This window comes from Listeria monocytogenes (assembly GCF_041765605.1).
In the GTDB taxonomy this organism is placed as follows: Bacteria; Bacillota; Bacilli; order Lactobacillales; family Listeriaceae; genus Listeria; species Listeria monocytogenes_D.
In genome coordinates, this window is sequence record NZ_CP168900.1 from 1,850,505 (window position 1) to 1,864,739 (window position 14,235).

The following is a 14,235-nucleotide window of genomic DNA, read 5'->3' on the forward strand; positions in this document are numbered from 1 at the left end:
CATTATTTTTCTGCTTCTAAGCTCGCTAAATATTCCGCTTCATAATCATATAAAGGGGTTGGGTAATCGCCGTTGAAATAAGCCATACAAAGTCCCCCGTAAGGTTCATTCGGATAAGGTCTGCCAATGGAATCTACTAAACCTTCTTCACTCAAATACTCTAAAGAATCAGCCCCAATAATCCGACAAATTTCATCAACAGAATAATTAGAAGCGATTAATTCATTTCGCGTTTGGATATCAATTCCATAAAAACAAGGATAAGCAAGTGGTGGAGAAGCGATTCTCACGTGAACTTCCGCCGCTCCTGCTTCACGTAAAAGCTGGACAATGCGTTTACTTGTCGTCCCGCGAACAATCGAATCATCAATCATGACAACGCGTTTCCCTTCCACAACCCCGCGCACGGCAGAAAGTTTCATTCTAACGCCTTGCTCCCTGAGTTCTTGTGATGGCTGGATAAAAGTTCTTGCCACATATCTATTTTTGATGAGACCAAGTTCGTAAGGAAGACCAGCTTCCTCCGCATAACCAATCGCCGCAGAAATACTGGAATCTGGTACACCTGTAACTACATCTGCATCAATAAAAGCCTCTTTTGCTAACCTTTTCCCAGAACGTTTTCTTGCCGAGTGGACATTAATTCCAGCAATATTAGAGTCTGGTCGCGCAAAATAAATGTATTCCATACTGCAAATCGAATGCGTCACATTTTCCGTGAATTTTTCAATTCGAAGCCCGTCATCATTAATAATAATTAGTTCGCCTGGCTCTACATCACGGACAAACTCAGCGCCAACCGTTTCAAAGGCACATGTTTCCGAAGCAACTACGTAAGAATCACCAATGCGACCTATCGAAAGCGGTCTAAAACCATTCGGGTCAAGCGCCGCATACATCGTGTCTTCCGTCAGAAGCATGTACGCAAAGCCACCCTTAACCTTGTTCAAAGCCACTTTTAAATCTTCCACAAAATCACCTGTATGGCTACGTTTAATTAAATGCGCTAACACTTCTGTATCCGAACTCGTTTGAAAAATAGCGCCTTCTTCTTCTAGTTCACGGCGTAAACTTTTCGCATTAACCAAATTCCCATTATGCGCAAGTGCTAAAGAAGAACTATGAAAGTGAAATAAAAATGGTTGTACGTTCCCTAAGTTTTTTTGACCAGCTGTCGCGTATCGAACATGGCCAATGGCTGCTTTACCTTTTAAATCGTCTAGTTCACCATGTTTAAATACGTCTGCTAAAAGGCCGAGATTTCGGTGACCTTTTAGTGTTTCACCGTCTGTCGAAACAATTCCGGCACCTTCTTGACCGCGATGTTGTAAACTATGCAACCCATAATAGGTGATTTCCGCTGCATTAGGATGATCCCAAATACCAAAAATACCACATTCTTCGTTAAGTCCTTTTACTTCAGCAAGCATGGAATAGCCCCTTCCCAAATGGATCGTAATTCCGTTGTTTTCGCTGTAACTTGGTCTTCCTTATGTTTCACACGAATCGTATCATCCTCGGTTACCACACCAAGGCGGTATACTTTTTCCAGTTCCATTAATTGCGCAAAAGCTGCTTCGTTTTCCGGTTTTACCGATACTAAGAAACGTGATTGCGATTCACTGAATAGTTGATTCAACGCAAATGGTACTTCTACATCCGCACCAAGCCCTGCTTTAAAAGTCGCTTCCGCAAGGGCAACACCAAATCCGCCTTCTGCCAAATCGTGACTAGAAGCAACTAGACCTTCCTGAATCGCCGTTAGAAGTAATTGTTGGTATTTTTTCTCTGTCGCTAAATCTAATTCCGGCGCACGTCCGCTAATTTTCCCTTGTTGTAATTTCTGCAATTCCGAACCACTATATTCAGCTTTTGTTTCACCAATTAAGAAAATCACATCGCCACTATTTTTAAAATCTTGTGTCGTAATATGTGCCAAATCTTCTACTAAACCAACCATTCCAATAACTGGCGTTGGATAAATTCCGGTACCATCTGTTTCATTATAAAGCGATACATTCCCTGAGATAACAGGCGTATCAAGTTCTAAACAAGCTGCACTAATACCGTCAGCCGCTTTTTCAATTTCCCAAAAAATTTCTGGTTTTTCAGGATTACCAAAATTCAGTCCATCTGTAATCGCTAGTGGTTTCCCCCCAGAACAAACGATATTGCGCGCCGCTTCCGCAACCGCTATCGCTCCGCCTACTTCTGGATCAAGATACAAATAGCGTGAGTTACAATCTGTCGTCATCGCAATTGCCTTCTCTGTTCCACGCACACGAACAATCGCCGCATCTGAACCAGGTACAACAGCTGTATCCGTCCGAACTTGGTAATCATATTGCTCATAAATATGGCGCTTACTAGCAATCGTTGGCTGAGCAAGCAGTTCTTTCCAAACTCCCACCACGTCATCCATAGCTGGCACAAACGCTTTCTCTTCTTGGAATGCTTGATAACGAGCTGGTTCTTTTGAAGGCTTATGATAAACTGGCGCGTCTTCTGCAAGTGCATCAACAGGCACATTCGCAACTACTTCACCATGATGAATAATTTTGTACATTTTATCATCCGTTACTTGACCAATCACAACAGCCTCTAAACCATAACGTTCAAATAACGCTTGGATTTCTTCCACATGCCCTTTTTTCACACATAGAAGCATCCGTTCTTGCGATTCAGAAAGCAACATTTCATATGGCGTCATATTTAGTTCACGTTGCGGCACATCATCCATAATTAATTCTAGCCCCGCGCCCGCTTTTGAGGCCATTTCAGAACTTGAACTAACGAGTCCAGCAGCTCCCATATCTTGAATTCCCACTAAAATATCCGAATGATCACGAATCACATCTAAACAAGCTTCAAGCAACAATTTCTCCATAAAAGGATCGCCCACTTGTACAGCAGAACGTTGTTGTTCGCCTTCTTCACTAAACTCTACAGAAGCAAAAGTGGCACCATGAATTCCGTCACGACCAGTTTTAGCACCAACATACATCACCGGGTTGCCAATTCCTTTAGCTTGCCCTTTTTGAATGTCTTTCGCTTCAATTAAGCCTACACACATTGCATTAACTAATGGATTTTTCGTATAACAAGGATCAAATTGGATTTCGCCGCCAACCGTTGGAATCCCAATGGAGTTACCGTATCCTGCGATTCCCGCCACGACTTCACTAACTAAGTATTTCGCATGAGGTGTATCTAATTCGCCGAAGCGAAGCGAGTTAAGCATCGCAATCGGTCTAGCTCCCATCGAAAACACATCACGGATAATCCCACCGACCCCAGTTGCAGCACCTTGATACGGCTCCACGTAGGATGGATGATTATGACTCTCCACTTTAAAAGCAACACCTAGACCATCGCCAATATCAACAATCCCAGCACCTTCACCCGGTCCTTGCAACACTTGTTTTCCTTCTGTAGGAAATTTCCGAAGTACTGGTTTAGAATTTTTATAGCTACAATGTTCGGACCACATAACGGAGAAAAGTCCAGTTTCTGTATAATTAGGCTCGCGTCCAAGAATCGAACAAACAAGCTCATATTCGCTATCAGTTAAGCCCATTTCTTGATAAATCTTTTGTTCTTTAATTTCTTTTGTCGTTGGCTCCATGTTAGGCATTTACTTGTTCCTCCTTCCAAGCTTTTACAACGGACTCGAAAAGTCTTAAACCATCAGTACCGCCAATAATTTCTTCTACCGCGCGTTCTGGATGTGGCATCATTCCAAGCACATTACCGCGCTCATTTACGATACCCGCAATATCCGCACGACTACCATTCGGATTAACGCTATCATATGTAAAAACAATTTGGTTATTTTCTTTTAATTTTAAAAGTGTTTCGTCGTCACAGTAATAATTACCTTCTCCGTGAGCAACGGGAACTTGGATAATTTCGCCTTCTTCATAAAGCTCCGTAAACATCGTACTTGCATTTGCCACACGAAGCGGCACTGTTTTACAAATAAAATGCAAATTATTATTTCTAATTAAAGCACCTGGCAGTAAACCAATTTCAGTTAAAATTTGGAATCCGTTACACACACCAAGCACTGGTTTTCCCATTTCAGCAAAGCGCAAAACTTCTGGCATAATACTTGAAAATTTTGCAATCGCACCAGTTCGCAAGTAATCTCCGTAAGAAAATCCACCTGGAAGTAACACCGCGTCAAAGCCTGCAAGACTTGTTTCCGCATGCCATACATATTCCGCCTCCTCGCCAATAGAATCGCGAATCGCATGTAGCATATCAAGATCACAATTAGAACCTGGGAACTGAATGACAGCAAATTTCATCGTTTACGCCTCCTCAATTTCATATCGGTAATCTTCCATCACCGGGTTAGTTAACAGTTTGTCGCACATTTCATTTAATACTTCATGAATATCTCGATCTGATTTTGCAACTTTTAGTTCCATAAATTTACCAATACGAACATCTTCTACTTCCTCGTAACCCATGCTTTTCGCTGCATCTTTTACTGCAACACCTTGTGGATCTAATACGCTTTTCTTTAAAGTGACATAAACTTTGACATTATACATTTTGTGGCCTCCTAGTTTTGAACTTGCTTTAATCTATTCAATACTTCTGTATACACATCTGTTAAATTGCCAATATTCCGACGAAACACATCCTTATCGAGCTTTTGATTTGTTTCCTTGTCCCAAAGTCTGCATGTATCAGGCGAAATCTCATCTGCTAATAAAATATTTCCAGCCGCATCCCGACCAAATTCTAACTTAAAATCAATTAGCGTAATATTCATTTGAGTGAATAATTCTTGTAGCACCTTATTAATCGAACGAGCAGCCTGGCGAATCTCGTCCATTTCATTCGTTGTCGCAATCTCTAAATAAAGCACATGATCATCATTAATAAACGGGTCATCTAACGCATCCTCTTTAAAATAAAATTCCACTATCGCATTTGGAATTGGCTCGCCTTCTTCTTTCCCAAGCCGCTTCGCAAGACTCCCAGCCATCACATTACGAACAACTACTTCAAGCGGAATAATCGATACCTCTTTCACCAATTGTTCCGTTTCCGAAATCGCCCGGATAAAATGACTCTCTATTCCCGCTTCTGCTAAATGAGAAAAAATAAGCGATGTAATTTGGTTATTAAGCTCACCCTTCCCAGCAAAAGATTCCTTTCGTACCCCATTTAGCGCTGTCGCATCGTCCTTATAGGCAACACGCAAGACACCTGCTTCTTCTGTTTTAAAAAGTCGTTTTGCCTTTCCTTCATAAACCAGTTCATTAGTCACAATAATTTATCTCCTTATAAATTACTTAACCTCTTTGAAAAAATAAATATCAAAGAGGTTAGGTTGTATTCTGCCCGTAATTATAATCCTAAACGATCAAAAATTAAGTCGACATTCTTCAGGTGATAGTTGTAATCAAAGCAATCTGCAATTTCTTCCGCAGATAGGTTTTCAGTAATGGTTGCATCTTGTTCTACTAATTCACGGAAAGGTACTTGTTTTTCCCAGGCTTCCATTGCTCTTGGTTGCACGACATCATACGCCGCCTCACGAGCTAAACCTTTATCAATAAGCGCAAGTAATACACGCTGTGAATAAATAAGTCCCAGTGTTCTATCCATATTGCGTTTCATATTTTCTGGGAACACCGTCAAGTTTTTCACGATATTTCCAAAACGATTCAAAATATAATCAAGTAAAATAGTGGAATCTGGCAGAATAATTCGTTCCGCTGAGCTATGAGAAATATCACGTTCATGCCAAAGTGGCACATTTTCATAAGCAGTAACCATATGACCGCGAATAACGCGCGCTAACCCCGTTACATTTTCAGAACCAATTGGATTACGTTTATGCGGCATTGCAGAGGAACCTTTTTGCCCTTTTGCAAAGAATTCTTCTACTTCACGCACTTCACTTTTTTGCAGTGCACGTACTTCTACCGCAAATTTTTCTACAGAAGTTGCAATTAAAGCTAGCGTTGCCAAATATTCTGCATGGCGATCACGTTGCAACGTTTGTGTAGAAATCGGCGCAGGAGTTGTTCCTAATTTTTCACATACGTAAGCTTCCACAAAAGGATCAATATTCGCATACGTACCAACCGCACCTGAAATTTTTCCAAATTCAACGCCGTCAGCAGCAAAGTTAAAACGTTCTAAATTACGTTTCATTTCCTCGTACCATAAAGCAAGTTTCAGACCAAAAGTAGTTGGCTCCGCATGAACACCATGTGTACGTCCCATTGTTACGGTATATTTATGTTCTTTTGCTTTTTCGCCAATAATCGCAATGAAATTTTCCAAGTCTTTGCGCAAAATCTCATTCGCTTGTTTTAGCAGATAAGAATTCGCTGTATCCACTACGTCTGTTGAAGTTAAGCCATAATGAACCCATTTACGTTCCGCACCAAGCGATTCCGAAACCGAACGTGTAAATGCTACTACATCATGTCTAGTTTCTAGTTCAATCTCATGAATACGATCCACATCAAACTTCGCATTAGCGCGAATCTTCGCAACGTCTTCTTTCGGAATGTCGCCAAGCTCTGCCCAAGCTTCACAAGCTAAAATCTCTACTTCCAACCAAGCTTGGTAACGGTTTTGTTCTGTCCAAATGTTGCCCATTTCTTTACGAGTATAACGTTCTAACATCCTTTTAAATTCCTCCAGTTACTTCCAAATTTGCGTTTCTTCTAAATCTTGTAAAACCGCTTTTGGTTCATCAGTCAGCACAGTGATATGTCCCATTTTGCGATTAATTTTCGCTTCTTTTTTACCGTAATAATGTACAAACCAATGAGGATAATTCACCATTTGTTTATTCACATCATCAACATGTTGCCCTAAAATATTAATCATTAAAGCTGGTTTTAAGAGTTCTGGTTTCACGAGTGGCAATCCAACAATTGCTCGAATATGCTGTGTAAACTGCGAAATGGAACAAGCTTCAATCGTAAAATGCCCAGAGTTATGCGGTCTAGGAGCAAGTTCATTTACATAAATCGCACCTGAACTAGTCACAAACATTTCTACTGCCAAAACACCACATAATTGAAGTACATCTGCTAACTTTCTGGCAATTTCTTCCGCTTCCTCATGCACGTCATCCGCCACATCTGCTGGAGCCGTAGTCGTATGCAAAATATTATTTACATGTACATTTTCTGCAACAGGGAACGTCTCTACTTGTCCATCTAAATTACGAGCAACAACGACAGAAATCTCTTTTTCAAATGGAATCCAAGCTTCTAGTACACAAGAGCCATATCGCAACAATCTCGCCGCTGTTTCAATGTCCCTCTCATCATGAAGAACCACTTGTCCTTTCCCGTCGTAACCACCTTGCGCTGTTTTTAAAACAGCAGGATATCCAATACTTTTAATTTCGCTTTCAATTTCATCTTGTTCAACAATAACTGCATATGGCGCAATATTAATATTAGCAGATTCCAAATAGGCTTTTTCCAAAATTCTATCCTGCGTAATCGAAAGCAATTCCGAACCTTGAGGAACTGATACTAAGTTCTGCGTCATTTTTAAAGCATCATAGTCGATATTTTCAAACTCATACGTAACTACATCTGCTTTTTCGGATAGTTCGCGTAACGCTACTTTATCGTCATAATCCGCAATAATTTGCTCATCGCTTACTTGAGCAGCTGGACATTCAGCAGTGGGATCAAGAACAATAATCCGATACCCCATCGCTTTCGCTGCAAGAGCAAGCATTCGTCCAAGCTGTCCACCACCAATGATACCAATAGTACTATTTGTCAGTAAATATTTTTTATCCAAGAGAATCACTACTTTCTAGAACTGTTTCTTCTAGTGTAGCACGTCTTTTTTCTAATCTGTTAGTAATTGCATCGTCTGTTATAGATAAAATTTGTGCAGCTAGAAGTCCAGCATTAACCGCGCCACTTTCGCCAATAGCTACTGTTGCTACGGGAACACCTCCAGGCATCTGTACAATAGAAAGTAACGAGTCCATTCCATTCAATGCTTTTGATTTAATTGGCACACCAATAACTGGCAAAGTCGTCTTTGCTGCAACCATCCCCGGCAAATGCGCCGCACCACCAGCACCGGCAATAATAATTTTCAAACCACGTTCCCGCGCTTGTTCTGCATATTGAAACATTAAATCTGGTGTACGATGAGCTGAAACCACTTTTTTCTCATATGCTATTTCTAATTCATCTAATACATCACATGCTTTTTTCATTGTATCCCAATCTGAGGTACTCCCCATAATGACACCAATTACAGCAGGCATTACGTGATCAACTCCTTAATAATCTCTTTTCAACTCCTTCATTCTAACAATAGGCACGATAAATGTCAACGAAAAATCGAACATTTAATTGTTACATTTTATTAACGTTCGTGTTTAGAGCGTATTTGTTCTTTTCACTTGCATTATGTACCCATTTTCACTAAATAAATAAAAAAAGAAGCTACCATCATAGGTAAGCTTCTCTTTATTTTCGAACTTGTTTAACCCAAAATCCACCGTGAATTTGTTTTGGCTCAGAGGAAACAATAAATGCGCCACTATCAATTTCGATAATATGCTTATATAATTTCCGCTCATTCTTCCTCTGTGTCAAAATTTCAAGCATCATTCGTTCGCCATCACGTCCACTCGCAAGCCAACTAGTAACCCCATAACCTAAATCGCGAATTTGGTTTGGTAAGTCTAGATTATATTCTTTTGTAATAACATTCACTGTAATATACCCCAAAGCTATACGCTCTTCAATTTTCATACCAACGATAATTCCCACGCCAAACCCAATAGCATACGCTAAAACATTGGCAATATTATTTAAGTTATCCAAAACCAAACTAAGCGCAACCACATAAATAATCATTTCAAATACACTAGAAAGCGCAGCTAAATAACGATAACCCTTCATCGTCAAAAGTAACCTCACTGTATAAATCGTTACATATAAAATATTTACAACAAAAATAGTAGCTACTATAAATATGCCATTATCCACTAAAATAACCCCTCCACCTAAAAACTACTTTCTACTGAGTCTTTTACTAATATAACATCCAATAAGATAGCTGACAAAAGAAACACTTCAACAAAAAAAGTCCTAAATAATTAGGACTTTTTCAAATTGCCCGGCAGTGACCTACTCTCGCAGGGGGAAGCCCCCAACTACCATTGGCGCAGAGAAGCTTAACTACCGTGTTCGGGATGGGAACGGGTGTGACCTTCTCGCCATAACTACCAGACAATATTGAGTTGTTGAAAGATTGCTCTCTCAAAACTAGAGAAGAAAGTTTTCAGTTAGGTAACTTCGTTTCATTTTTTGGTTAAGTCCTCGATCGATTAGTATTTGTCCGCTCCATGTATCGCTACACTTCCACTCCAAACCTATCTACCTGATCATCTTTCAGGGATCTTACTTTCCGAAGAAATGGGAAATCTCATCTTGAGGGGGGCTTCACGCTTAGATGCTTTCAGCGTTTATCCCTGCCACACATAGCTACCCAGCGATGCTCCTGGCGGAACAACTGGTACACCAGCGGTGTGTCCATCCCGGTCCTCTCGTACTAAGGACAGCTCCTCTCAAATTTCCTGCGCCCGCGACGGATAGGGACCGAACTGTCTCACGACGTTCTGAACCCAGCTCGCGTGCCGCTTTAATGGGCGAACAGCCCAACCCTTGGGACCGACTACAGCCCCAGGATGCGACGAGCCGACATCGAGGTGCCAAACCTCCCCGTCGATGTGGACTCTTGGGGGAGATAAGCCTGTTATCCCCGGGGTAGCTTTTATCCGTTGAGCGATGGCCCTTCCATGCGGAACCACCGGATCACTAAGCCCGACTTTCGTCCCTGCTCGACTTGTCAGTCTCGCAGTCAAGCTCCCTTGTGCCTTTACACTCTGCGAATGATTTCCATCCATTCTGAGGGAACCTTTGGGCGCCTCCGTTACTCTTTAGGAGGCGACCGCCCCAGTCAAACTGCCCACCTGACACTGTCTCCCCACGCGCTAAGCGTGGCGGGTTAGAATGGTCATACAGCCAGGGTAGTATCCCACCATTGCCTCCTCGTATGCTAGCGCACACGTCTCTTCGGCTCCTACCTATCCTGTACAAGCGGTACAAACATTCCATATCAGGTTGCAGTAAAGCTCCACGGGGTCTTTCCGTCCTGTCGCGGGTAACCTGCATCTTCACAGGTACTATAATTTCACCGAGTCTCTCGTTGAGACAGTGCCCAGATCGTTGCGCCTTTCGTGCGGGTCGGAACTTACCCGACAAGGAATTTCGCTACCTTAGGACCGTTATAGTTACGGCCGCCGTTTACTGGGGCTTCAATTCGTACCTTCGCCGAAGCTAAGCACTCCTCTTAACCTTCCAGCACCGGGCAGGCGTCAGCCCCTATACGTCACCTTACGGTTTTGCAGAGACCTGTGTTTTTGCTAAACAGTCGCCTGGGCCTATTCACTGCGGCTCTCTCGGGCTTGCACCCTAATAGAGCACCCCTTCTCCCGAAGTTACGGGGTCATTTTGCCGAGTTCCTTAACGAGAGTTCTCTCGCTCACCTTAGGATTCTCTCCTCATCTACCTGTGTCGGTTTGCGGTACGGGCAGTACTACTCTTCCTAGAGGCTTTTCTTGACAGCGTGAAATCAGGAACTTCCGTACTTAATTTCCTTCCCCATCACAGCTCATGCTTCGCGAGAAGCGGATTTGCCTACTTCTCACACTCACTGCTTGGACGCACATTTCCATTCGTGCGATTCCCTATCCTTCTGTGTCACCCCATCGGTTAAACAATTAGCACTGGTACAGGAATCTCTACCTGTTGTCCATCGCCTACGCCTATCGGCCTCGGCTTAGGTCCCGACTAACCCTGAGCGGACGAGCCTTCCTCAGGAAACCTTAGATATTCGGTGGAAGGGATTCTCACCCTTCTTTCGCTACTCATACCGGCATTCTCACTTCTAAGCGCTCCACCAGTCCTTCCGGTCTGACTTCACCGCCCTTAGAACGCTCTCCTACCACGAACCTCCGAAGAGGTTCATCCACAGTTTCGGTAATATGTTTAGCCCCGGTACATTTTCGGCGCGGGGTCACTCGACCAGTGAGCTATTACGCACTCTTTCAATGGTGGCTGCTTCTAAGCCAACATCCTGGTTGTCTAAGCAACCCCACATCCTTTTCCACTTAACATATATTTGGGGACCTTAACTGGTGGTCTGGGCTGTTTCCCTTTCGACTACGGATCTTATCACTCGCAGTCTGACTCCCGAGTATAAGTACATGGCATTCGGAGTTTATCTGAATTCGGTAACCCGAGAAGGGCCCCTAGTCCAAACAGTGCTCTACCTCCATGACTCTTTACCTCGAGGCTAGCCCTAAAGCTATTTCGGAGAGAACCAGCTATCTCCAAGTTCGATTGGAATTTCTCCGCTACCCACACCTCATCCCCGCACTTTTCAACGTGCGTGGGTTCGGACCTCCAGTAAGTATTACCTTACCTTCATCCTGGACATGGGTAGATCACCTGGTTTCGGGTCTACGACCTGTTACTTATGCGCCCTATTCAGACTCGCTTTCGCTACGGCTCCGCTTTTTCCGCTTAACCTTGCAACAAATCGTAACTCGCCGGTTCATTCTACAAAAGGCACGCTATCACCCATTAACGGGCTCTAACTACTTGTAGGCACACGGTTTCAGGAACTGTTTCACTCCCCTTCCGGGGTGCTTTTCACCTTTCCCTCACGGTACTGGTTCACTATCGGTCACTAGGGAGTATTTAGCCTTGGGAGATGGTCCTCCCGGATTCCGACGGAATTTCACGTGTTCCGCCGTACTCAGGATCCACTCTGGAGGGAAAGCCATTTCAACTACCGGGCTGTTACCGTCTTTGGCGGGCCTTTCCAGACCGCTTCATTTATAACTTTCTTTTGTAACTCCGTATAGAGTGTCCTACAACCCCAAGAAGCAAGCTTCTTGGTTTGGGCTCTTTCCGTTTCGCTCGCCGCTACTCAGGAAATCGATTTTTCTTTCTCTTCCTCCAGGTACTTAGATGTTTCAGTTCCCTGGGTCTGCCTTCCTTACGCTATGTATTCACGTAAGGATACTATCCGACTAAAGATAGTGGGTTCCCCCATTCGGAAATCTCTGGATCAACGCTTACGTACAGCTCCCCAAAGCATATCGGTGTTAGTCCCGTCCTTCTTCGGCTCCTAGTGCCAAGGCATCCACCGTGCGCCCTTTCTAACTTAACCAATTTACTTCTACGAAGTAAAGGTTGTTTTTCTGATTTTCTGTATCAGCGATGATACTTCCAATCAGATGAAAGATTCACTTTCAGATGATTCTCGGTTACTTGTGTCATAGATAATTACTTATCTATGCTAACTTTACTAACTTTCTTATCTAGTTTTCAAAGAACAAACATACTGAGAAGTACTAACCTCTCAAAACTGAACAAATATAGAAGAACGAAAACTCACAGGTTTCCTTTTCCTTAGAAAGGAGGTGATCCAGCCGCACCTTCCGATACGGCTACCTTGTTACGACTTCACCCCAATTATCTGTCCCACCTTCGGCGGCTGGCTCCATAAAGGTTACCCTACCGACTTCGGGTGTTACAAACTCTCGTGGTGTGACGGGCGGTGTGTACAAGGCCCGGGAACGTATTCACCGTGGCATGCTGATCCACGATTACTAGCGATTCCGGCTTCATGTAGGCGAGTTGCAGCCTACAATCCGAACTGAGAATAGTTTTATGGGATTAGCTCCACCTCGCGGCTTCGCGACCCTTTGTACTATCCATTGTAGCACGTGTGTAGCCCAGGTCATAAGGGGCATGATGATTTGACGTCATCCCCACCTTCCTCCGGCTTGCACCGGCAGTCACTTTAGAGTGCCCAACTAAATGCTGGCAACTAAAATCAAGGGTTGCGCTCGTTGCGGGACTTAACCCAACATCTCACGACACGAGCTGACGACAACCATGCACCACCTGTCACTTTGTCCCCGAAGGGAAAGCTCTGTCTCCAGAGTGGTCAAAGGATGTCAAGACCTGGTAAGGTTCTTCGCGTTGCTTCGAATTAAACCACATGCTCCACCGCTTGTGCGGGCCCCCGTCAATTCCTTTGAGTTTCAACCTTGCGGTCGTACTCCCCAGGCGGAGTGCTTAATGCGTTAGCTGCAGCACTAAGGGGCGGAAACCCCCTAACACTTAGCACTCATCGTTTACGGCGTGGACTACCAGGGTATCTAATCCTGTTTGCTCCCCACGCTTTCGCGCCTCAGCGTCAGTTACAGACCAGAGAGTCGCCTTCGCCACTGGTGTTCCTCCACATATCTACGCATTTCACCGCTACACGTGGAATTCCACTCTCCTCTTCTGCACTCCAGTCTTCCAGTTTCCAATGACCCTCCCCGGTTAAGCCGGGGGCTTTCACATCAGACTTAAAAGACCGCCTGCGCGCGCTTTACGCCCAATAAATCCGGACAACGCTTGCCACCTACGTATTACCGCGGCTGCTGGCACGTAGTTAGCCGTGGCTTTCTGGTTAGATACCGTCAAGGGACAAGCAGTTACTCTTATCCTTGTTCTTCTCTAACAACAGTACTTTACGATCCGAAAACCTTCTTCATACACGCGGCGTTGCTCCGTCAGACTTTCGTCCATTGCGGAAGATTCCCTACTGCTGCCTCCCGTAGGAGTCTGGGCCGTGTCTCAGTCCCAGTGTGGCCGATCACCCTCTCAGGTCGGCTATGCATCGTTGCCTTGGTAGGCCATTACCCTACCAACTAGCTAATGCACCGCGGGCCCATCTGTAAGCGATAGCCGAAACCATCTTTCAAAGGCGTGGCATGCGCCACATCTTATCATTCGGTATTAGCCCCGGTTTCCCGGAGTTATCCCCAACTTACAGGCAGGTTGCCCACGTGTTACTCACCCGTCCGCCACTAACATTGGAAGAGCAAGCTCTTCCTCCGTTCGTTCGACTTGCATGTATTAGGCACGCCGCCAGCGTTCGTCCTGAGCCAGGATCAAACTCTCTTTAAAATATAAATTGAATTTGAATACTTATTCAACACCGTGAATAAGATTCCTTGCGTCAAATTGACTTCGCTAGCAATTAAATTACTAGTTTGTTTTGTTGAAAACAGCTTTCTGTTTTCTGCCCTGCGATTACCAGTGAGACTTTACGTCTCATTGCTTTTCGTCTTCTTCTTTGTTC

9 protein-coding genes and 3 rRNA genes are annotated in these 14,235 nt (G+C 43.9%); all 12 read right to left on the reverse strand.

Annotated features, from left to right (window positions below; genetic code table 11):
* Positions 1-2: 2 nt before the first annotated feature.
* The 12 genes from purF to AB2Q86_RS09495 all read right to left on the reverse strand — a co-directional run bounded on the left by purF (position 3) and on the right by AB2Q86_RS09495 (position 14,060).
* Positions 3-1,430, reverse strand: coding sequence for an amidophosphoribosyltransferase (gene purF, locus AB2Q86_RS09440; protein WP_003722245.1), 1,428 nt, complete (start codon positions 1,428-1,430; stop codon positions 3-5).
* Positions 1,415-3,634: a phosphoribosylformylglycinamidine synthase subunit PurL gene (gene purL / locus AB2Q86_RS09445; RefSeq protein ID WP_012581149.1), complete on the reverse strand. Its 2,220-nt coding sequence runs from the start codon at positions 3,632-3,634 to the stop codon at positions 1,415-1,417. The genes purF and purL overlap by 16 nt, the downstream gene beginning before the upstream one ends.
* Entirely contained in the window at positions 3,627-4,310 is a 684-nt protein-coding gene (purQ, locus tag AB2Q86_RS09450) for a phosphoribosylformylglycinamidine synthase subunit PurQ (RefSeq protein WP_012581148.1), read from the reverse strand. Before purQ ends, purL begins: the two co-directional genes overlap by 8 nt.
* A 3-nt stretch (positions 4,311-4,313) precedes the next feature.
* Positions 4,314-4,559, reverse strand: coding sequence for a phosphoribosylformylglycinamidine synthase subunit PurS (purS, locus tag AB2Q86_RS09455; protein ID WP_003722248.1), 246 nt, complete (start codon positions 4,557-4,559; stop codon positions 4,314-4,316).
* Positions 4,560-4,570: 11 nt separating this feature from the next.
* A complete protein-coding gene (gene purC, locus AB2Q86_RS09460) occupies positions 4,571-5,284 on the reverse strand; it encodes a phosphoribosylaminoimidazolesuccinocarboxamide synthase (protein ID WP_012581147.1) in 714 nt (237 codons plus the stop codon).
* A gap of 80 nt (positions 5,285-5,364) precedes the next feature.
* On the reverse strand, positions 5,365-6,657 hold the full coding sequence (gene purB / locus AB2Q86_RS09465; RefSeq protein WP_003729814.1) for an adenylosuccinate lyase: 1,293 nt from the start codon (positions 6,655-6,657) through the stop codon (positions 5,365-5,367).
* Positions 6,658-6,675: 18 nt separating this feature from the next.
* Positions 6,676-7,800, reverse strand: coding sequence for a 5-(carboxyamino)imidazole ribonucleotide synthase (gene purK / locus AB2Q86_RS09470; protein WP_012581146.1), 1,125 nt, complete (start codon positions 7,798-7,800; stop codon positions 6,676-6,678).
* Entirely contained in the window at positions 7,793-8,281 is a 489-nt protein-coding gene (gene purE / locus AB2Q86_RS09475) for a 5-(carboxyamino)imidazole ribonucleotide mutase (RefSeq protein WP_003729816.1), read from the reverse strand. The genes purK and purE overlap by 8 nt, the downstream gene beginning before the upstream one ends.
* Before the next feature lie 205 nt (positions 8,282-8,486).
* Positions 8,487-9,011: a DUF2179 domain-containing protein gene (locus AB2Q86_RS09480; protein ID WP_003729817.1), complete on the reverse strand. Its 525-nt coding sequence runs from the start codon at positions 9,009-9,011 to the stop codon at positions 8,487-8,489.
* A 128-nt stretch (positions 9,012-9,139) separates the two neighbouring features.
* Positions 9,140-9,255 (reverse strand): 5S ribosomal RNA (gene rrf, locus AB2Q86_RS09485).
* Between the two features lie 77 nt (positions 9,256-9,332).
* Positions 9,333-12,264 (reverse strand): 23S ribosomal RNA (locus tag AB2Q86_RS09490).
* A 246-nt stretch (positions 12,265-12,510) separates the two neighbouring features.
* Positions 12,511-14,060: ribosomal RNA gene (locus AB2Q86_RS09495) — 16S ribosomal RNA — on the reverse strand.
* The 16S, 23S and 5S rRNA genes sit together here, the layout of an rRNA operon.
* Positions 14,061-14,235: the final 175 nt, after the last annotated feature.